This is a genomic window from Marinobacter arenosus (genome assembly GCF_019264345.1).
Classification (GTDB): Bacteria; Pseudomonadota; Gammaproteobacteria; order Pseudomonadales; family Oleiphilaceae; genus Marinobacter; species Marinobacter arenosus.
Window position 1 is genome coordinate 169,495 of the sequence record NZ_JAHVAO010000003.1, and the last position, 20,172, is coordinate 189,666.

Annotated in this window: 16 protein-coding genes and 1 tRNA gene; 3 read left to right on the plus strand and 14 right to left on the minus strand. The window is 58.4% G+C overall.

The genetic code is table 11. From position 1 onward, the window contains the following. Positions 1–118 precede the first annotated feature (118 nt). The 8 genes from pepN to KXD86_RS16800 all read right to left on the minus strand — a co-directional run bounded on the left by pepN (position 119) and on the right by KXD86_RS16800 (position 10,569). A complete protein-coding gene (gene pepN, locus KXD86_RS16765; RefSeq protein WP_218637304.1) occupies positions 119–2,761 on the minus strand; it encodes an aminopeptidase N in 2,643 nt (880 codons plus the stop codon). An 80-nt stretch (positions 2,762–2,841) separates the two neighbouring features. After that, positions 2,842–3,681 carry a DUF2797 domain-containing protein gene (locus KXD86_RS16770; RefSeq protein ID WP_218637305.1) on the minus strand — a complete coding sequence of 280 codons (840 nt, stop codon included), beginning with the start codon at positions 3,679–3,681 and terminating at the stop codon, positions 2,842–2,844. After that, positions 3,678–3,971: a YeaC family protein gene (locus KXD86_RS16775; RefSeq protein WP_218637306.1), complete on the minus strand. Its 294-nt coding sequence runs from the start codon at positions 3,969–3,971 to the stop codon at positions 3,678–3,680. Before KXD86_RS16775 ends, KXD86_RS16770 begins: the two co-directional genes overlap by 4 nt. A gap of 174 nt (positions 3,972–4,145) precedes the next feature. Beyond that, positions 4,146–5,000: a rhomboid family intramembrane serine protease gene (locus tag KXD86_RS16780; protein WP_218637307.1), complete on the minus strand. Its 855-nt coding sequence runs from the start codon at positions 4,998–5,000 to the stop codon at positions 4,146–4,148. A gap of 39 nt (positions 5,001–5,039) precedes the next feature. Further along, positions 5,040–6,053 (minus strand): metallophosphoesterase, encoded by a 1,014-nt coding sequence (locus tag KXD86_RS16785; protein WP_218637308.1) that lies wholly within the window; start codon positions 6,051–6,053, stop codon positions 5,040–5,042. A gap of 2 nt (positions 6,054–6,055) precedes the next feature. After that, complete coding sequence (locus KXD86_RS16790; RefSeq protein WP_218637309.1) at positions 6,056–6,940, minus strand: NAD(+) kinase; 885 nt, start codon at positions 6,938–6,940, stop codon at positions 6,056–6,058. A 113-nt stretch (positions 6,941–7,053) separates the two neighbouring features. Continuing rightward, positions 7,054–8,307 carry a DNA repair protein gene (locus tag KXD86_RS16795; protein WP_218637310.1) on the minus strand — a complete coding sequence of 418 codons (1,254 nt, stop codon included), beginning with the start codon at positions 8,305–8,307 and terminating at the stop codon, positions 7,054–7,056. Positions 8,308–8,499: 192 nt separating this feature from the next. Continuing rightward, the gene (locus KXD86_RS16800) at positions 8,500–10,569 is read right to left on the minus strand and encodes an NADPH-dependent 2,4-dienoyl-CoA reductase (RefSeq protein WP_218637311.1); all 2,070 of its coding nucleotides are present in this window, start codon (positions 10,567–10,569) and stop codon (positions 8,500–8,502) included. Between the two features lie 147 nt (positions 10,570–10,716). Here KXD86_RS16800 and KXD86_RS16805 point away from each other — a divergent pair, with 147 nt between their 5' ends. After that, positions 10,717–11,769, plus strand: a complete 1,053-nt coding sequence (locus KXD86_RS16805) for an AraC family transcriptional regulator (protein WP_218637312.1) — start codon at positions 10,717–10,719, stop codon at positions 11,767–11,769. A gap of 179 nt (positions 11,770–11,948) precedes the next feature. Here the strand turns inward: KXD86_RS16805 and KXD86_RS16810 are convergent. Then, positions 11,949–12,025, minus strand: a tRNA-Asp gene (locus KXD86_RS16810). 137 nt (positions 12,026–12,162) lie between these two features. After that, complete coding sequence (locus tag KXD86_RS16815; protein ID WP_218637313.1) at positions 12,163–13,194, minus strand: AraC family transcriptional regulator; 1,032 nt, start codon at positions 13,192–13,194, stop codon at positions 12,163–12,165. A 258-nt stretch (positions 13,195–13,452) separates the two neighbouring features. Between KXD86_RS16815 and KXD86_RS16820 the strand changes: the two genes are divergently transcribed. After that, a complete protein-coding gene (locus KXD86_RS16820) occupies positions 13,453–14,328 on the plus strand; it encodes a MaoC/PaaZ C-terminal domain-containing protein (RefSeq protein WP_218637314.1) in 876 nt (291 codons plus the stop codon). A 26-nt stretch (positions 14,329–14,354) separates the two neighbouring features. On the opposite strand, the gene KXD86_RS16825 is transcribed toward KXD86_RS16820, so the two are convergent. The 3 genes from KXD86_RS16825 to KXD86_RS16835 are packed head-to-tail and all read right to left on the minus strand — an operon-like array spanning position 14,355 to position 19,065. Beyond that, entirely contained in the window at positions 14,355–15,944 is a 1,590-nt protein-coding gene (locus KXD86_RS16825; RefSeq protein ID WP_218637315.1) for an ATP-binding response regulator, read from the minus strand. Between the two features lie 45 nt (positions 15,945–15,989). Beyond that, complete coding sequence (gene fixJ / locus KXD86_RS16830) at positions 15,990–16,616, minus strand: response regulator FixJ (protein ID WP_218637316.1); 627 nt, start codon at positions 16,614–16,616, stop codon at positions 15,990–15,992. A gap of 40 nt (positions 16,617–16,656) precedes the next feature. Beyond that, positions 16,657–19,065, minus strand: a complete 2,409-nt coding sequence (locus tag KXD86_RS16835) for a Lon protease family protein (RefSeq protein ID WP_218637317.1) — start codon at positions 19,063–19,065, stop codon at positions 16,657–16,659. A 219-nt stretch (positions 19,066–19,284) separates the two neighbouring features. On the opposite strand from KXD86_RS16835, the gene KXD86_RS16840 reads away from it, so the two are divergent. Continuing rightward, positions 19,285–19,662: a PilZ domain-containing protein gene (locus tag KXD86_RS16840; protein ID WP_218637318.1), complete on the plus strand. Its 378-nt coding sequence runs from the start codon at positions 19,285–19,287 to the stop codon at positions 19,660–19,662. A gap of 8 nt (positions 19,663–19,670) precedes the next feature. Here the strand turns inward: KXD86_RS16840 and KXD86_RS16845 are convergent, their stop codons facing one another. After that, on the minus strand, positions 19,671–20,141 hold the full coding sequence (locus KXD86_RS16845) for a flavodoxin family protein (protein WP_218637319.1): 471 nt from the start codon (positions 20,139–20,141) through the stop codon (positions 19,671–19,673). Between the last annotated feature and the right edge of the window lie 31 nt (positions 20,142–20,172).

A 20,172-nucleotide genomic window follows, 5' to 3' on the forward strand; every position in this document is an offset into this window, starting at 1 on the left:
CGCAGACTTTCACACAGATTAGCCGATCGGCCATTATTGTCTATCGACCGAAAGTGCGATTTTGTATCCGGCTGTGACCACAACTTACAATCCCAGCCGGACGCTCGCAGCCTCCCCGTTAACCGGCCAGGCTCTTGTGGACGACCTCGTAAACGTCACGGGACAGGCCCGACTTATCACGAATACGCTCCAGCGCGGATTTCATCTGTCCGCTGTAGGCCGGGGCAAATTTCTTCCACCGTGTCAGAGGGGTTACGAGACGCGCGGCAATCTGGGGGTTGCTGTCATCCAGACGACAGACCTGGTCGGCCAGGAAGTCGTACCCCGAACCATCAGGGTGATGGAAGGCGGCCAGGTTCTGGCCGGCAAAGGCACCCACCACGGAACGAATCTTGTTCGGATTTTTCCAGTCGAAGGCCCGGTGCTCCAGCAAAGCCCGGATCTGAGGCAACTGCCCGGCACGATCGCTTGAAGCCTGCACCGAGAACCACTGCTCGACCACCTGCGGATCATCCTGGAAGCGCTCGTAAAACGCCTCCAACACCTGCTCGCGGTCCTCCTCGTAGTCGGAGTTGACCAGCGCCCGAAGCGCACCCATCCGGTCGGTCATATTGTCGGCATTGCGGAATTGCCGCAGCGCCAGTTCGCGACCCTCTTCATCGTTAATCTGGAGCAGCCAGGCCAATGCCGTGTTACGCAGACTCCTGCGGGCAATCTGTTCTGGCGTGACCTGGTAGTCGCCTTCTTCGATATTGCGTCGATAGCAGGCGACCAACTCATCACGAAGGGCAATGGCCAGGTGCTTGAGCACCCGCTCTCGAGCTTCGTGAATAGCCGGCGCATCGGCGCTGTCCGTCAGCTCGATCAGGTACGCCGCCGACGGCAGCTGCATCATCTTCGCTACCAGCGCCTGATCAAGGGAGGAATCGGAGATCAGGTGACGGTAAGCGGTCACCAACCGGGCATCAATGGCCGCATCCCTGGGCGCGCCGATCAGTGACTGAATAACATCCACCGCCAGGCGTTGTCCCGCGTCCCAGCGATTGAATCCATCGGGATCGTGGCTCATCAGAAACAGCATCTGCTCACGGGTCCACGGATAATGCACACGGACCGGGGCCGAGAACTGACGCAACAGTGACGGGACCGGGCGCTCCTCCAGGCCATGGAATTCAAACACATGGGTGTCATCAGTCAGTTCCAGCACACGGTCCACAGGGGCATCCTGGGAATCCGGCTCCAGCCGGAGTGGGAGCGACTCGCCCCGGCTCCCCAGCAGGCCGAGGGCAAACGGGATATGCTGTGGTTTCTTACCCGTCTGTCCCGGTGTGTCCGGAATGCTCTGCCGGATCGTCAGCCGGTAGATCCCCTGATCGGCATCGAAATCGTCCGAGACATTGAGTACCGGGGTTCCAGCCTGTTCATACCAGAGCTGGAACTGGGAGAGGTCACGACCGGACGCATCCTCCATCGCCTTGACGAAATCCTCGGTGGTCACAGCCTGGCCATCGTGGCGCTCGAAATACAGGTCACTGCCGTTGCGGAACATGTCCGGCCCCAGGAGGGTGTGGATCATTCGCACCACTTCCGCACCCTTTTCGTAGACCGTCAGGGTGTAGAAGTTGGAAATTTCCATGTAGGACGCTGGGCGAATCGGGTGTGCCATCGGGCCACCGTCTTCGGCAAACTGGGCGGTGCGCAGCAAGGTGACGTCTTCGATACGCTTAACCGTCGGGGAACCTACATCCGCCGAGAACTGGGAATCACGGAACACCGTGAAGCCTTCCTTGAGACTCAACTGGAACCAGTCCCGACAGGTGACCCGGTTACCGGACCAGTTATGGAAATACTCGTGGGCCACGATGGCCTCGATGCGCTGGAACGCCATATCCGTCGCCGTGTCCTGGCTGGCCAGCACGCACGACGAATTGAAGATGTTCAGCCCCTTGTTTTCCATGGCCCCCATGTTGAAATCATCGACGGCCACGATCATGAAAATGTCGAGATCGTATTCACGCCCGTAGGTCTCTTCGTCCCAGCGCATGGAACGCTTGAGGGAATCCATGGCGTGATCGCACTTTTCCGCGTTGCGCGGCTCAACGTACATGCGCAGATCGATGTCGCGCCCCGAACCGGTCGTGAAGGTATCGCGTTTTTCCACCAGGTCCCCGGCGACCAGGGCAAACAGGTAACAGGGTTTGGGGAACGGGTCTTCCCAGGTGACAAAGTGACGCCCATCGGCCAGGTCACCCCGCTCCACATCGTTGCCGTTCGACAAGAGGACCGGGTACGCCGCCTTGTCGGCCTCAACCCGGGTGCGGAACCGGGACATCACATCCGGACGATCCGGGAAGAAAGTAATGCAACGAAATCCTTCCGCCTCACACTGGGTGCAGAACATGCCGGAGGACTTGTACAAACCCTCGAGCCGGGTGTTGTTCTGAGGTTCAATCCAGGTCACCACTGACAACTGGAACTGCTCGGGCACCGATTCAACAATCAACTTGTCTCCACGATCCTCAAATTCGCCCTCACCAAGCGCCTTGCCATCCAGGGCCACGGATTCGAGAACGAGACTGTCGCCGTCAAGTTCGAGGGGAACCGAACCTGCATCCGACTCCGGGTTGCGACGGACAGCCAGGGTGCTGTGGACTCGGGCGCCGTCTTCGAACAGTTCAAAACGCAGGTCGACGGTATCAACCAGGTAAGCCGGCACTCGGTATTCACTCAGGTAAATGGTCTGGGGCTGGTTGGTACGCATGGTCTATCTCCAGATTACTCAGCCGCTGCCAACCGGCAAACCGGCAGGCAGGTGTTGTCAGTCACGCGGGAATGGGCCGTTCAGTCGCCCATCACCCGAAAACGCACTTCGTACCCGGTGAACTTCCGGATATTGATGACCCCGGTATCCAGAATGAGGTACTGGCCCTTGATGCCCTCCAGCACACCCTCCACTTCCGGGGTCTTGTCCAGATTGTGAGTCTTTATTTTTTCCGGCCAGACATCAACCGGGTAGCTCAGTCCGAGGCCGTCCTCATCGACTTCCTGGATCGCGTTCTGGCCATGAGTCTCCCGCAATGCCGCCAGATCGCCTGCAATCAGGCCCAGCATGCGCTGGCGCTCGTCGGCAAGGTTCAGCTCAGGGACGTCCCCTTTCAGCATGGCGCGCCAATTGGTCCGGTCCGCCACGTGACTCTTGCAGGCCACCTCCACCAACCCCGCGATGTAGCGGGTTGCGACACGAACCATGGGAATCGCCTCTACCGCACCCTGGTCAATCCAGCGGGTGGGAACCTGAGAGCCCCGGGTGATTCCGACTTTCAAGCCGGACGAATTGGCCAGGTACACCACGTGCTCGACCATGCAATGGGTTTCGCCCCACTCCGGCTCACGGCAGGTGCCCAGGTGATAATGGCACTTTTCCGGGCTCATGATGCAAGTGTCGCAGGCCGCCAGCTTCCGGAAACAGGGGTAACAGTACCCCTGATTGAAGCTTTTCTTGGTGGTGCGGTCACAGTGGATGCAGCGAATGACACCGTCAAAGTCGAGGCGAACCCGCTTGCCGAGGAATTCGTTCAGTGGGATGCGGCTGTCGCCTACCGCAATGGAATAGGAAACTGGCGCCACCGCTTCGGCCGGCATTTTGCGCAGCCGACCCGTCACGTCAATCAGATCACTCAAGACTTGACCTCGACAAACTGGTCCGGATCAATGTCAGTCTTGCCGGCATTCGCCCTTTGCACCGAAGGATCACAGGCGGTGCCTGCCTTGGCGCCCCGATCAATGTAGCCTGTGCGCTCCTCTTCCGGGACCTGGTGCAGGTTCTCGTAGTAGATGACCGCTTGCAGGCTGATCTCCCGCTGCTCCGGTGTGAGCTTTCTGCCGTCTGGCCACTTTCCCAGCTCGATCGACTGGCGGAGGCTCCGGTAGACATTGGGATCCAATCGCTCAATCAGTTCATCGTAAGTCATTCGGTTCTCCCGAAACGCGTTCAAAAAAATGTGCCTCAACCGTTTGACAGATGCAAACGATAACAATTATCATTCCCTCGCCAAATGACGACGGTCGTATCATTTGGTCTCTCTCATCAGGAGCTTCTAGCTCTTTTCATGCCCCGCCCCTTGGCGGGGCTTTTTTATGGGCCGTCACTGTTTTCTTACGGGCAATAGCAGCGCAAGGGCCACTCCACTGACAAACCCGCCCAGATGGGCTTCATTGGCCATACGCCCCAACCCCAACAGTTCCATAAAGGGCGTGAACCCAATCACCATCCAAACCACGGCGAACGTCACCAGCGCAGGCGGGAAATGAAATCTCGGAACCTTGCGCTGACTCAGCCAGCAGTACCCGAGAATGCCATAAACCACGCCGGACAGCCCGCCAAACAAGGGTCCGGAAACCAGGTACTGAAGTCCATTCGAGAAAATACTGGTGCCGAGGAACAACACAATCAAGCGCCCTCGCCCATCGAACCATTCAATCTGGCTGCCAAGAAACCACAGCATGACCGCATTGAAGATAATATGGGTCCAACTGAAATGCAGGAAATCGGGGGTCAACAACCGCCAGACCTGGCCGCTGGCCAGGGTGTTGGCAAGCGCATCAACGCGGCCCGCCATGGTGCTCCAGTCAAAACTCCTTGGGTCGATGACCATGAGCGCGGCGGCGAGCTCATTACGCCCCATCGCCGTTACCCAGACCATGATCACGGCAAAGACAATCAGCCCCAGTACAACGGGCGCATGCCGGGGCGACGGCTGCCAGCGACCACGCACGAAGACGGAGGAATGCTGCTGGCGCTCCACAGCGTCTCGCAGCTCAGGCTCAGCAAGAAATCGCTCCAGGGCCGCAAGGACGGGTTCCGCGTGCTCAGGATTCTCCAGCCACAGAACCTGGTGATCGTTTTCTTCCGTGATCCGGTGCGCCACACCCTGTCCAGCCAGCCATCGACTGAAGCCGGCGAGATTCACCGTGGTATCCAACTGCTTCACGCGGTACACAAAAAACCTCGCCTGTCGGAGTAATCGGGTTCCGTTATCTCAACGGGCAATGCTGTCTTCGGTGCCGGAATAGCCCGGCTGTTCTGGGCGGTCAACGTCCACCCATACAAATTTGTCTGGGGAAAGCACCGACTCACCGTCCATTCGGTAGGCTACTAACCGGCCGTATTTCACCGCGCTGTAGTCGATGCAGGCCACGTTGGCCTTAAGTGGGGCCGGCTCCCCTTCCATCCAGTAATGCCCCACAAATACCGGTGGCGCATCCACCGGATAACTGATCAGCTGCTTGCGCTCGTTTTCGGTCAACACCATGCGGGCCACCTCCGGCGGCAGGGGGTCCGGCTGGAACACCACGTCGGCATAAGTGTGCGGGTCATCGGCCCAGAACTTGGTCCGGAAAAACTCCCGGACATAGCCGTCCCGCCCCGTGATCTTGGTCCCCTCCGGCAGGCGCAAATCCGTTCCTCGAAGCAAGGTATCCATGACCTGCCCGGCAAACGACTCAATGGCCGCCGATGCATGCAGGAAATCCTCGTCAATGCAGGCGCCGCCCTGGATCTGTTTGAACTTTTCAATCAGCTCCCCATCCCAGCAGGCATGAACGACCCGGAAGCCGTCCTCCTCAATAAACAGGGGGATGCTGTAGAACCAGTCCAGAAACTCGTTCCATTCATGGGGGTAGGCGTCAAACTGCTCGAGGGTTTCGCGAATCAGTCGATCATGCCGGGCATTGTGCTCACGCAGCCACTTTTTGCCGCTGCCAGAACGGGCACGGGTGCAGTAGCCCAGCGCATTGTACTCGTGATTACCCATCACAATCCGGGCTGAGCCATGCTCCACCATGTCGCGCACCAGGTGCAGGGCTTCACGGATTCTGGGGCCACGGTCGATAATATCGCCAATGAAAATCGCCTGGCGCCGGTCGTGCTGATACACACCGTTCACCTTCCGGTAGCCCATCTGCTCCAGCAACCGGATCAGGGTATTGGCGCAACCGTGGATGTCGCCGATGATGTCAAAGCCGCGGCTTGCGTTGTGTCTGTTTACAGCCATGATCAACTCGCTGAAATTTCACTTGCCCAGCCAAGCTTGTCACGGCAGGTGGCATAGAAGTTGTGATCGGTGGGGTGAATCAATCGGATCTTGAACGGTTTTTTGGTAATGCGGATGATGTCACCCGGCGCACAGGCAATGTTCATCTGCCCATCGAACGAAATCTGCGGGTAGGTTTCGTTGGTTTCGCCAATCACCAGTTTAATCTCGCTCTTGCCATCCACGACGATGGGGCGGCTACTGAGTGTGTGGGGAAACATGGGCACCAGGACGACTGCATCCAGCTTCGGATGCATGATTGGGCCGCCCGCAGAAAGCGAGTAGGCCGTAGAACCGGTCGGCGTCGCGACGATGAGACCGTCGGAGCGCTGGCTGTAGACAAAGTGACCATCGATAAACAGATCGAAGCCGATCATCCGGGTCGACTTGCCCGGGTGCAGCACCACGTCATTCAGGGCGGTCCCGAACCCCAGCGGCTGTCCATTGCGCTCAACATTGCCGTCCAGCAGAAAGCGCGTTTCTTCCACGTACTCGCCTTCCAGAACCTTGCCCAGACGCTCTTCAAGGTCGGAAGGGGAAATGTCCGTCAGGAAGCCCAGACGGCCCCGGTTCACACCCAACAGAGGAATCTTGGATTTCGCCAACTCCCGCGCCGCGCCCAGCAGGCTACCGTCACCACCGACCACAATCACCAGGTCGCAGATTTCACCCAGCAGCTTTTTGCTGGCGACCTGCAGGCCATGGCCCGGCAGCATACCGGCGGTGTCTTCCTCGAGAATGACGTGGTAGTTGTTGGTAATCAGGTATTGTTTGAGCTGGCGCAGTGATTCAACCACCTTCACGCTGCCCAACCGGCCGATAACGCCAATATTCCTGAACTGATCCATGAGCCTTCCTGTGGAGTCGGGATGCGGTGGGGCCGGCCAGATCCGCCAGCCCCGTGACAATCTGGCTCACAGTTTAACGAAAGTCACGCCGATACTGAAAAAAGATCGAAACGTCAGGATTGATGCTGTTCACAGCGATCGTCAATGCCGGAACGGAACTCGCCTGGCTGGCTGACCCGCATGATGGGCTCGCCGCAGGCCTTGCCATCCTTGCCCTCGTGCTGGCACACAGGGTTTTCATAGTGCTCAAGCCACTCGCGATACGCGGGCTCATTCATGCCGCAGCGCTCCGCCGCGTAGGCCACCGGGTTGGTGAAGTAGGTGTCGATATCGTCGTACGGCAATGTGATATGCCCAACACCCGGGTGGTAGGCCACCAGGAACACCGCCTGCTTCTTGAGCTGGTCCATGATGGAGTTTTCCGCTGGCTCCTGGTGCTGAAGGTCATGGTTCTCCTGCTCCAGGGCTACGATCCGCTCGTCCCGAAGTTCCAGCTCCCGCTGCTTCCGGTCTAGCTGTTCCCGGAGCAAGACCAGTTCCGCATCGGTGTTGGCGTCGTCACGCTTCTTCTCCTCACCACCGGAGGCAATCTGCTCCTGCATGGTGAGATACTGCTCGTTCCGCTCCGACAGTCGTTTCTTCAACTGTTCGTTGCTCAGGCGCTGCCGTTCGTATTTCTGCTCCATCGAGGACATTTCGCTGCGCAAGGTCTGCAGCTCCACGCGGTGCTCACGCTGGATCTCGGACAGGGAATCCCGATGGACACTTTGAAGGGTTTTGATGCGGAGCCGCTGCTCCCGGATAAGCTGGGCCAGACGGGCCCGATCAGCAGCGTTGGCAGCGTCTTCCTGTGGCTGCGGCGTTGCGGGAGCCGCATTCAGCACCGGAATGTCTTCTTCCTGAGCCGGTGCAGGCTCAATTTTCCGGAATTTTAGGGAGTTGGTATCAACCGCCTTGCGAATCGCCTGGAAATGGTTATTGCCCGGAGTCATATCCGGATCCCAAAGCTCCTCTGCATAGCGGGGCTCCGGGCACTGACTGCGGCACACCAGCCGAATGGGGCCACCCCCCATGTCCGGCCCCTTGGCACCGCGCTTGGCCAGCTCTTCAATGGGTACGTTCCAGTTGCTGTCGGCCCGACCCTCTTCATCAAACCAGATTCGGAAAAACACGAGGGACTGCACGAGGAGATCGCCACTGAGCTCAACCAGGACCGCTTTGACGTCGGTCTCTGCGAGGTCTGACAAGCCTACGTATCCGTCCAGAAAAGCCCCAAACTCGCTGGCCCGCATCTGGCGCGCCACATGGCCTCCATCCACGAAAAACACCGCCGCATAACCATCAGTCGCCTGGTCGGCAGATACCATGTGTGACTCTCCTAGCTCCTAAAGATTCGACACCAACACGATGAAATCCCGCAGAATGTTCCATCCAGTTTCGATGTCGGCAAACACCACCCTCCCGGCTCGGGAGGGTGGATACGCAAACTGACAGACTCCGGCTTACAAGTCTAGCCAGTCAAACTTCGGTGCACAGAGAAAAACTGCAACGTTTTGTGATCACAGTTGCGCGGCGAGGCGGCTTCCCTGATCGATGGCCCGTTTGGCATCCAGCTCTGCTGCAACATCGGCACCGCCAATCAGGTGCACCGGCACACCAGACGCTTCCAGACCGGCCTGAAGTTCCCGCAGGGGCTCCTGGCCGGCACAGACGATGACGGTATCCACTGGCAATACGCGATCCTCACCTTGCTCAGCGCCTTTGGGCGTGACGGTGATGTGCAGTCCCTGATCGTCAATCTTGCGATAGCTTACACCAGGCACCATCTGAACCTGGCGGTTCTTCAGGGAGGTCCGATGGATCCAGCCGGTGGTCTTGCCAAGGTTTTTGCCCACTTTGGAGGCCTTGCGCTGGAGCAGGTAAACCTCACGCGCAGGCTCTGGCACCTCCGGCGAGACGCCTTGAATGCCACCACGGTGCTCGACGCTCAGATCAACACCCCACTCACGCATGAAATGCTCGGCGTCCAGAGAGGCCGACGTGCCCTTGTGCACGATGAACTCAGAGACATCGAAGCCGATGCCGCCGGCCCCGATCACAGCCACTTTCTGCCCAACTGGCTTGCGCTCAAGCAGGGCGTCGAGATAGCCGATGACTTTCGGATGATCAATCCCCTCAATATCCGGGGTACGCGGTTCGACGCCAGTTGCCAGAACCACGTCATCGAAACCGCCGGCTGTGAGATCATCCACACTCACCCGGGTGTTAAGCCGGATGTCCACGCCGTGCTTATCCAGCATGACCCGGAAATAACGCAGCGTTTCGTAAAACTCTTCTTTCCCGGGAATCCGCTTGGCCACATTGAACTGGCCGCCAATCTCGCTGCCCGCATCAAACAGGGTGACCTTGTGACCACGCTCTGCGGCAACGGACGCGAACGCCAGGCCCGCCGGTCCCGCACCCACCACGGCAATCGACTTGGGCGTCGCCGTCTTGACCCAGGTCAGCTCGGTTTCGTGACAGGCTCTCGGATTGACCAGGCAAGAGGTCAGCTTGCCGCTGAAGGTATGATCCAGACAGGCCTGATTGCAGCCAATGCAGGTATTGATTTCATCGGCGCGATCCTCCGCCGCCTTCAACACCAGCTCCGAGTCTGCGAGGAATGGACGGGCCATGGAGACCATGTCTGCATCGCCTTCGGCCAGGATTTTCTCGGCAACGTCCGGCATGTTGATCCGGTTGGTGGTAACCAGCGGGATACTCACCTCACCCTTGAGGCGGGCCGTCACCTTGGTAAAGGCACCGCGAGGCACGGAGGTTGCGATGGTCGGCACCCGGGCCTCGTGCCAGCCGATGCCGGTGTTGATGATGGTGGCGCCCGCCTTCTCGATTTCCTTGGCCAGGTGCACCACCTCTTCCCAGGTGCTGCCATCCTCTATCAGATCCAGCATCGACAGGCGATAGATCAGAATGAAGTTCTCGCCCACCCGCTCCCGGACGCGACGCACGATTTCGATCGGCAGGCGAATCCGGTTCTCGTAACTGCCACCCCAGCCATCGGTGCGATGGTTGGTGTGGGACACAATGAACTGGTTAATAAAGTAGCCTTCCGAGCCCATGATCTCGACACCGTCGTAGCCGGCACTCTGGGCCAGGGCGGCGCAGTCGGCATAATCCTGAATCTGTTTCTCGATGCCGGCCTCGTCCAGCTCTTTCGGCTTGAACGGGTTGATCGGAGCCTGAATGGCAGACGGCGCCACCAGTTCCGGCGAATAGGCATAACGCCCCGCATGCAGGATCTGCATACAGATCTTGCCGTCCGCCTCATGGACAGCCCGGGTGATGACCCGGTGCTTTTCCACTTCGTCTTCGTTGGTCATCTTGGCCGCATGCTGGAACACACCGCCCTCCACGTTGGGCGCAATACCACCGGTCACGATCAGTCCAGCGCCACCCCGGGCCCGTTCTGCGTAGAAAGCGGCCAGACGCTCAAATCCGTTCTTCGCCTCTTCAAGACCGGTATGCATGGACCCCATGAGCGTCCGGTTACGCAGCTTGGTAAACCCCAGATCCAGGGGTTCGAGCAGGTTGGGGTATTTAGCGACGCCGGGGGTAGCGGGTGCACTCATGATTGATCTCCTCATCATCACAGTTGGCGGACCTTTACGGGCCCGACTCGTTTTATGGCCCTTAAATTACCCGGCTCACTTGCCATCAACAATATCCCCTCATAACATTCTATTATCTTCAGATAACATGTCGGACAAACACTGGTCATGAGCGAACAGCCATCCCCTACCCCGAGCTCGCGCAATGCCCTGGGCAACATCAGCGTCCTTCACGCCTCGGTCCTTCTGAGGGCGGCGGCTGCGGAAGGCGCTGACATCGACCTGCTGACCAAGAACTTCCGGCTCGGGAGAGAAACCCTGGATTCCGCTGCCGCACGAATCAGTATTCCGCGCTTCATGCGGCTGGGTCACGCAGCCATCGCTCAAACAGGAAATCGAGCCCTGGGTCTTCGGATAGGCGCACTGACGCGACCGGTTGATGCTGGAATTGCAGGACTGGCCGGGCAGTCAGCCCAAACCGCAGGCGAGGCCCTCAGCACACTTATCCGGTATTCATTACTCACCAGCCAGAACAGTCGCGGCACCCCCTCCATAAGCGCCGAGAACAGACAGGCGCGGTTCTACTCGATACGCCCCTACAACGACTTCAACTTTTTTGTCGTGGATTCGGTGCTTGCCGCCTGGACCCAGTTTGTTCGCAACGTCACGGGGCAGTATGAAGTGCTGGATCAGGTCACCATCGAATACCCATCCATTGGCCAGGATGAGCTTTTCGAGAGCTGGTTTCGGTGCCCGGTTCACTTTGGCGCCGCCGAGAACGGCATCACCCTGAAGGCAGACACCTGGGGCCACCCAACGCTCCAGGCGCAGGCCGCCATGCATGAGAAACTGGTGGAATTTTGCGAGCGGGAGTTACAGCAGATTCGGAAGGGCTGGACCACGGGCGACCGGGTCAAGCACCTGCTCACGCCACTGTTCAGGGGCGAGAGTCCCAGCCTTGAAACCATTGCCGGCAAGCTCGGCGTGGCGCCATGGACGCTCCAACGGCTGTTAGCCGCAGAAGGAACGGGCTTTCGGGAACTGGTGGATGAGACACGGAAACAACTGGCGAGGGACTACATACGCGAGACCGAGACGGCGCTTTCTGAGATCGCCTGGCTTCTGGGCTTCGCCAATCCGGCCGCTTTTCACAAGGCTTACCGGCGGTGGTTTGACATCAGCCCCGGCGAGCACCGGAACCGGCTGAAGACAGAACGCTAGATTTCGGTCGCGTCGTCACACCCGTCGTCATCGTCAAACTCTTCGAACTGGCTTTCAATCAATTCTTCTTCGTAATCCGACATGGATCTAGCCTGCGTGCATACATTCAGGAGCAGGTTAACGCCAGATCGTGACAGGGGGATGACAGAAAACGGGAGACTAAAAAAAGAGGGAGAAAATGGCGGAGCGGACGGGACTCGAACCCGCGACCCCCGGCGTGACAGGCCGGTATTCTAACCAGCTGAACTACCGCTCCGCGATGGTCATCACGTCATGCCCGAACTGGGCGGTGCAATCAGGGGTTTGACTGCTCGGTGACAACGAGGGCGCATTATAAAGAGGCGCCCGGTTATGTCAACGCTTTTCCCGAAAAAAATCAAAAAAGCGTCGTTGCTAGAGCGCATCGACCATGGTGTCCTTGCCCTGCGCGGTTTTCCGGTACTCGATCGGCGTCATGTTCGACCATCGTTTGAAGGCCCGATAGAAGGTACTGGGCTCGGAAAATCCGGTCAGGTAAACGATCTCGTCAATCGATTCGTCGGTCGTGGCCAGTAACTGACGGGCCAGGCGGTAGCGGAAATCCGCCAACACCTGGTTGAAGCTGGTTTCTGCCTCCGTTAACCGGGTGCGCAGGGTCCTGGGTTTGATACCCAGGCGCTCGGCAACGGCGTCCAGGGTGACCTCGCCACTGTCGAGCAGCTCTGCCACGATTCTTTCCACCTGCCCCACAATGTCTTTTTTCTCAAGCCGGGCCACTTGCTCACTGGCAAACCGTTCATGCAGATCAAGCAACTCCGGCTCCGCATGGGGTGAGGCGTGGGTGAGCAACGATGCCGGAAAATACAGACGATTTTCCTCGGCACCGAACACGACATCGCAGCCAAGCACCTCGGCTACGTGGGCCTGACCAGTGTCTCTCTGGTGCTCAAACTCAATGCGCGAGGGGTAGAAGGAATCATCGGTGATAGAGCGGAAGAAAGTGATCACGCCCTGCACAAAACATTCATTGAAGTGCCTCAGGCGACTGACCTCATCGGAGGCCGCATCCAGAACCATGCAGGCATCGTCGCCTTCGATAAAGAAATCCGTGTTGGCAGCATCGCTCAGCAGCCGCTGGTAATTCTGGGCACGCCGAAGGCCTTCACCGAATGTCGGGCTGCTGAGGAAAAGATACTCAAGAACCTGCCCCTTGTAGGCGGGCAAAAGCGGCCCCAGGTGCAGACCAATGTCCGGGTCTCCTGACACGTCTTCAACCGCCTGCCAGAAGTACAACTGAGCGCTGTGGGGGGTGCGCAACTGTTCGGTGTAAACGTAATTCTCGTCAACGCCCAGGCGACTGAAAATAGCATCGGTATCAATGCCCTTTTTTTTCATCGCCTCATAGATCAGGCGCAACATTACTCCCGCGTCACGAAGTTCCTGCATAAGATTCCGCTTTTTTTATTGGTTTAATACCACTTTGACCCGACGGACAATCACCGGGGCAAGCCAAGTCAATGCCTGATCCAGCCGGATTTGCCAGAGTTAAGGCCTTTGATCTGAAGGTCTAGGACTAACGTCTGATATTAGAGCATATCAGGCCACAGACGCACAGTTGTACCAGAATGTAAAAATAACCGGTACTTACGTGTCGGAATCATGACTATATTAACGAGCGAATTCCTGCGCGGGGAGACAACCTGTATGCCAGATACTCTTATTTACCACAACACACCGCCGGGGCTGCTGCCCCTCTACGCCCGGGCACTCTTACCCAAACCGGTCAAAGCGGGGAATGAGGTCACCATCCCAGAGCTGTCAGCACGGCTGCTGGGCGCCAGCACCGCCAGCGACGAGCTGGCACGGTATGAAGCGATTTGCGGCTTCTGCAAAACGACTCGGATTCCGGTCACCTGGCCGCACGTCATGGCCTTTCCGCTCCACCTCAAGCTATTGACCGACAAAACCTTCCCGCTGCCATTGCTGGGACTGGTGCACCTGCGCAATACCATCACCCAGCACCGCCAAATCGGCGTGGGCGAAACCCTCGACCTGACCGTCCGGCTCGGAAAACAGGAACGCACAAATCGGGGCATCGAATTTGACCTGATCACCGAGGCCTATGCGGCGGGCAAGCTGGTCTGGGAGGAATCCAGTATCACTCTGTATCGGCAAGCGGCGACTGAGTCCGGGGCCGGTAAAAAGTCCGCCCCGCCACCGCTGGAACGGTATCCGAACACCCTCAGCATCAAGGCCCCGGAATCCATCGGCCGCCAGTATGCTGGCGTCTCCGGTGACAGCAACCCGATCCACATGCACGCACTCAGCGCCAAGGCGTTCGGATTCCCGAAGGCGATCGCTCACGGTATGTGGAGTAAAGCCCATGCGCTCGCTTTGCTGGAGCAACAGGAGGGGTGGAAGCCGGGCGCCATCCGGGTGAGCTGCCAGTTCAAGAAGCCGTTGTTCCTGCCCGGAACGGCGCAGCTGAACTGGCAGACCGGCGCAACCGGCTGGGACTATCAGTTACTGAATGCAAAAGGCGATGCGCCGCACCTGAGCGGTCGCATCGAGTGGCTGTGACGGCCAAGGGGATCGGAGCCTGGCGCTCAGGCTTCCCGGGCGTTTGAGGCAGATTCCGGGGCGCAGGGCGCCCCATCCGCGCTCGCCACTGGCAAGGTAAAGTAGAAGCAGGCGCCCCCGTCCTCGGGACGCTCAAAGCCGATATCTCCACCTTGTGCCTGGATCAGGGAGCGGCAGGTAGCCAGACCAATGCCCATGCCCTCATCCTTGGTGGTGTAGAACGGAAGAAACAGCTTGTCCTCGGCGTCGACTGGCAGGCCAATGCCGTGGTCCCGGACCCGAACCCGAACGCAGCTTGAACCGACCAGCTCTGCAGTCACCTCCACCGGCGTTGACGCATCAGCACTGCGGGTTGCCTCCAGTGCGTTTCGGATCAGATTCAGCGCAACCTGTTGCACCTGAATGGGATCGGCCGCCACATCCGGCAGGGAATCCGGTACCGACAACTCAATCCCGCCTTCGTTGTTGCGCATGTCCACTTCAGCGAACTGCCGGGTATCCTCCAGCAGGGCCGGTACCGAAATGACTTCCTTCCCGGTGGCCGGCTTCTTCATGAATCGACGAATACGACGGATAATCTCGCTTGCGCGGTGTGACTGGGCCTCGATCTTGTCCAGGGTTTCGCCCAGCAGACCGAGATCCGGGTTCTCCTTGCTCATCATGCGCTTGGAAACCCGGGCATAATTAGTAATGGCGGTGAGCGGCTGGTTGACCTCATGGGCGAATCCGGCGGCCATCTCCCCCATGGTGGTCAGTCGTGATGCGTGTGCGAGCTGATCCCGCTGCTCCTGCACCAGTTCCCGGGCCTCTTCCAGGGCAGCCTCATTTTCGAGTTCGGCCGTGATGTCCCGGAATACAACCACGGCGCCGTGAAGTTCGTCGTTGTCGAGCTTCGGCGTGGACCGGTACTCGGCGGGAAACCCACTGCCGTCCATTCGCACCATACGGATATTGCGCTGACTCTCGGCCATACCCTGACAACAGGTGGTCTGCACCGGCAACTTGTCGGGACATTCACCGCAGGTCGCAAAATGCGCCTCGAAAAAGTTTCGACCAATCAGCTCTTCGACCGGGCAGCGCATGATCTCGGCCGCTGCCGGATTGGCAAACTCGATCACGCCATTCTCATCAAGGCCGTATATGCCTTCACTGATGGAGTTCAGAATCCGGGTCTGGTCGCCCTGCAGTTCACGGTTGCGCGCCTGCAGCTCACGCTCCAGGCGGATGACCCGAGCGTGGGTTTTTACCCGCGCAATCACCTCAAGGGACTGGAAAGGCTTGGAGATGTAATCGGCGCCACCGAGGGAAAACCCCTTCACCTTGGCCTGCAAGTCATCCAGGGCAGACAGGAACACCACGGCACAGTCTGCCGTCTCAGGATCGGCCTTAAGGCGTTCGCACACCTCGTAGCCATCCATTTCAGGCATCATGATGTCCAGCAGGATAACTTCGGGCTGATGGCGGTGGGCAAGGTCCAGGGCCTTTTCACCTTCGTTGGCAATCAACAGGCGATAGCCCTTGTCTTTCAGGGTCTCATAGAGGACTTTGAGGTTCTGCGGATTATCGTCCACAAGCAGAACCGTCACCTCCGAGTTCTCACTGACAACTTCAGTCATATAAACGGGGCCGATTGGAAACGTCTCCGTATAATGCCGGCAGGATCACCGGGCGTCGATAAGGTCCTTTACGGACAGAACCATACGGACGAGGTGCGCCAGGGAGTGGGTTCCCATCTTGTGCATGACCCTGGAACGGTGAATTTCCACCGTCCGCTGACTGATTTCCAACTCGATCGCAATGACCTTGTTGGCCTGTCCCGCAATCATCCGATCCATGATTTCGTGCTCGCGGGGAGTAAGGCTTTTAACGCGGCGGATGATCTCCTGTTTCTCATCGAGGGTCTTGCGTTGCTCAAGATCCTGCTCGAGCGCTGCCTCGATTTTTTCCAACAGGGCTTCCTCACGGTAGGGCTTCTGAATGAAGTCCACCGCCCCTTCCTTCATGGCGTCTACGGCCATAGGAACGTCACCGTGTCCGGTCACGAAGATGATGGGCAGGATGGAATGCTTTTCGTTCAGTTTCTTCTGAAGTTCCATACCGTCCATACCCGGCATGCGGATATCCAGCACGATGCAGCCAGCCATTTTTTCGGAATAGTCCTTGAGAAAGCCGGTGGCATTCTCGTAGGTTTTCACTGGCTTTCCGTCCGACTTCAGCAGCAGCTCCAGTGAATCACGAACCGCTTCATCGTCTTCTACTACGTATACGGTCTGCTGGATATCTGTCATGTGTGTGTTCTCTCCTGTCCACTTTCTTATTTGAGTCCGGTCAGTGAATTGACGGATCCTTATGGTCGTCCCGAGCATGTTCCTGACGCTCGTGTTCACGCATTTTCTCAAGCCGTTGCTGGATAATGCCAAAAACGCTCTGCTTCGGGTACCTGCCCTTGTCATCTGCCTTGCCGGCAGGCTTACCGAGCAGCAGGGTGACGGCCTCCTCCAGCCGGCTCACGGCGTAGACCGCAAACTTACCCTCCCGGGCGGCTTTGACTAATTCACTGTCCAGCATCAGATTCTGAACATTGGTGCTGGGAACGATCACACCCTGGGAGCCAGTGAGACCGCCTTTCAACTGGCAAGTTGCAAAGAAGCCTTCGACCTTCTCGTTCACCCCGCCAATGGGCTGAACCTCACCAAACTGGTTGACCGATCCGGTGATGGCAAGATCCTGCCTGACCGGAATCCCGGCCAGGGACGAAATCAGCGCACAGAGCTCCGCCAGGGAGGCGCTGTCGCCATCCACTTCTCCATAGTTCTGTTCGAAGGTCAGGCTGGCAGACAAATGCATCGGATCCGTGATGGCGAAGTGGGAAGCCAGCCAGGAGCTCAGGATCATGACGCCCTTGGAGTGAATATTCCCCCCAAGCTTCACGTCCCGCTCGATATCCATCACCGCACCATCTCCATAGTAGCAGGTTGCGGTCACACGGTTGGAAAGTCCAAACTCAAAACCGCCCGTGGACAGCACCGAGAGCGCATTCACCTGCCCGATACAGGTGCCGCTGGTGCTCACCAACGTCGTGCCATCGCGGATGGAATCGTAGAACTGATCCCGGATCCGGCTGCTGCGGTACTTGGCACTCTCGAGCGCCCGTTCCACGTGCACGTCCTGAATCAGTTTCGCGTTGGCCTGACGGGCCCAGAAATCGGATTCGCGCAGCAGGTTGGCGATGTCCGCCGCGTGCAGGGACAAACGGTCCTGATGCTCCGCCATACGGGCACTGTGCTCAATCACCCGAGCCACTGCCTTGTTGGAGCAATGCAGCAGTTTCTTCTCGCTCACCAGGCTGGCAATGAATTTGGCGTAGAGCAGCTGGCTGTCGTCGGAGCGGTACATCTCGTTCTCAAAATCCGCCGTCACGCGGAACAGCTCCGCGAACTCCGAATCGTATTCCTGCAACAGCATCCAGGTCTCCCGGTCCCCGAACAGCACAATCTTGACGTCCAGAGGTACCGCTTCCGGCTCAATGGAGATCGTTCCGGACAGCGTCAGTTCGCGCTCCAGGGAGTTGATCTGAATCGACCTGGAGCGCAGGGCACGTTTCAGGCCGTCCCAGACGAACGGCTGCTCCAGGACCTTGATGGCGTCCATCAACAGATACCCACCGTTGGCCCGGTGCAGGCTGCCCGGCCGGATCAGGGAGAAATCGGTAAACACCGTGCCCTTGTAGGTCACGTTCTCTACGTAACCGAACAGGTTGTGATAGGTCGGGTTGTCTTCGACCACTACCGGCACTTCGTTGGTTTTCTGGTGCACCAACAGGTTAACCAGGTAGCGCCGGGGCATTTTCTTGTCGAGAGACGCGTAGGCAATGGCCGCCTGCTCGTCGTCGTCATCCAGGAAGATATCCAGGTTCTCGGCCAGATCGTTCCGGACAGCTTCAAAGAAGGACACCACATCCGGCAGGTCACGGTATTTTTCCTCGAGCTCGTCGATCTGATGGCCCGAGATGCCTTCCAGGGTTTCCTTGTTCAGTGCCTGCTGCTTGTCGGCGTACTCTTGCTCCCAGTCGGCCAATTTGCGCAGGGCCTGCCTCAGCTTTTTTTCCAGCTTGTTGATCGAGTCTTCGAACTTGTCGCGCTGCTCGTCGGTCAACGCCTGGAACGATTCCGCCGTGTGCGGTTCGTCACCGTTCATGGCGACCAGGCGATACCCCCCGGGGGTGGTGACAGTCAGGCTGACCTTCTTGCGCTTGGCCTGGGCGGCCACCTTCTCCAGTTCGTCTTCCTGCATCTTGCCGTATTCGTTCTTCAACTGTTCCGAGCGTTCCAGGAAGCTGTCGCTATCGAAGGTCTGAGGGATAACCTTCACCAGCCGGCTCATCAGTTTTTCCATGTCCTGCTTGAGCTCGGTGCCCTTGCCCGACGGCAGTTGCAGCAACCGTGGAACCCGCGGTTCCTCAAAGTTGGCGACGTAGCACCAGTCATGACTCTGCTGATCGGTATCCACGTGGTGCTCAAGATAGCGCAGCATCATGGTGCGCTTGCCCAGTCCATTGCGCCCGACCGCGTAGACGTTATAACCGCCGTGGGGCATCGCCAGCGCAAAACGGACGGCCTCCTGGGCCCGGTTCTGCCCGACGATTTCGGCCAGCGGCTCCAGTTGCCTGGTGGTTTTGAACGGCAGGTCTTTCAGAACGCAGGATTTGTAGAGCTGGTGCAGAGACAGTGACTTCAAGGTACGGTCCTGTAACGGTTGAATCATTGGCCGGTCATTGTAGATTCTGCAGCCGCCCCTGTCGCGTGCCCACGCAAGTTTTCTGCCGTTTGGCAGCCCTTTACGGAAGTGTTAGCCAGTTCACACTTTCATGAACGGTCATTTTTCAGACAGATGTTCCAGAACTACACTTTCTCTCCCTGGCTACACAATGACAAGAAACGCAATGGATGCACCTCTATGACGAGTGATTCGACCGATCGCAGAATCAAGGATCGCTACCCAGCTTCTTGCCTTCAGGTTCAGTTACGGGAACGGGGCGTGTTTGGACGCGCCAGACAGGCCATGTCCGTAACCTGTCTGGATCTGAACCGTTACGGCATGGCCGTTCTCGGCCCCCGACCGATGGACCCCGGCGTTCGACTGTTCATGGATTTCGCCGGCAAGTACATCCGGGAATCCAGGGTGGGTGCCCGGGTCGTGGAGTGCCAGCCGTTCCAGACGGGCTACCGGATCAGCATTCAGTTCAGCTACTGCCTGGACAAGAAAGGCTACTCACGGGCGGTGGATAATGCGCTGTCGCGGATCGAAGGCTTCTATAACCGGCTTGCCAGCTAGCGCACCGACTAGATCAAGCCTGCATCCAGGCTTGCAGCCACGTATAGCCCCAGCTCCAGACACTGCTCCTGAAACGCATCCCGGTATTCCCCGCGACAGAGCAGCGGCTCCTGAACCTGTTTCCAGCGAAGGCCGGTGGTGATCGACTCGATGGCGCGTTGGGTCCCGGTGCCATCGTGCCCGGCCCGAATGTAATAGGCGAAGGGCAAACCCTGGGTTTTCTCCAGGCAGGGGTAATAGCTGCGATCGAAGAAATCCTTGAGGGCCCCACTCATGTAGCCAAGGTTTTCAGTGGTTCCGAGTATGATCGCATCGCAGGCGAGTACGTCTTCCGGGCCCGCTTGCAGCGGCGCGAGCACTCGGACATCAACGTTCTCGATGTCTTCGTGGCAGGCGCCCCTCTCCACCGCCTCGCGCAGTTTGAGGGTGTTTGGGGAGGGCGCATGGGCCACGATCAATAACTGTTTCCTGTTCTCCACTGGCTCTCCCGGACCGGTTCACCACATTGAG

Excerpts from the sequence above, each read along its gene's own strand:
- pepN (WP_218637304.1), bottom strand. The coding sequence starts at position 2,761 with ATGCGTACCAACCAGCCCCAGACCATTTACCTGAGTGAATACCGAGTG.
- KXD86_RS16775 (WP_218637306.1), bottom strand. The coding sequence starts at position 3,971 with ATGACTTACGATGAACTGATTGAGCGATTGGATCCCAATGTCTACCGG.
- KXD86_RS16785 (WP_218637308.1), bottom strand. The coding sequence starts at position 6,053 with ATGGCTGTAAACAGACACAACGCAAGCCGCGGCTTTGACATCATCGGC.
- KXD86_RS16790 (WP_218637309.1), bottom strand. The coding sequence starts at position 6,940 with ATGGATCAGTTCAGGAATATTGGCGTTATCGGCCGGTTGGGCAGCGTG.
- KXD86_RS16795 (WP_218637310.1), bottom strand. The coding sequence starts at position 8,307 with ATGGTATCTGCCGACCAGGCGACTGATGGTTATGCGGCGGTGTTTTTC.
- KXD86_RS16800 (WP_218637311.1), bottom strand. The coding sequence starts at position 10,569 with ATGAGTGCACCCGCTACCCCCGGCGTCGCTAAATACCCCAACCTGCTC.
- KXD86_RS16805 (WP_218637312.1), top strand. The coding sequence starts at position 10,717 with ATGAGCGAACAGCCATCCCCTACCCCGAGCTCGCGCAATGCCCTGGGC.
- KXD86_RS16815 (WP_218637313.1), bottom strand. The coding sequence starts at position 13,194 with ATGCAGGAACTTCGTGACGCGGGAGTAATGTTGCGCCTGATCTATGAG.
- KXD86_RS16820 (WP_218637314.1), top strand. The coding sequence starts at position 13,453 with ATGCCAGATACTCTTATTTACCACAACACACCGCCGGGGCTGCTGCCC.
- KXD86_RS16825 (WP_218637315.1), bottom strand. The coding sequence starts at position 15,944 with ATGACTGAAGTTGTCAGTGAGAACTCGGAGGTGACGGTTCTGCTTGTG.
- fixJ (WP_218637316.1), bottom strand. The coding sequence starts at position 16,616 with ATGACAGATATCCAGCAGACCGTATACGTAGTAGAAGACGATGAAGCG.
- KXD86_RS16840 (WP_218637318.1), top strand. The coding sequence starts at position 19,285 with ATGACGAGTGATTCGACCGATCGCAGAATCAAGGATCGCTACCCAGCT.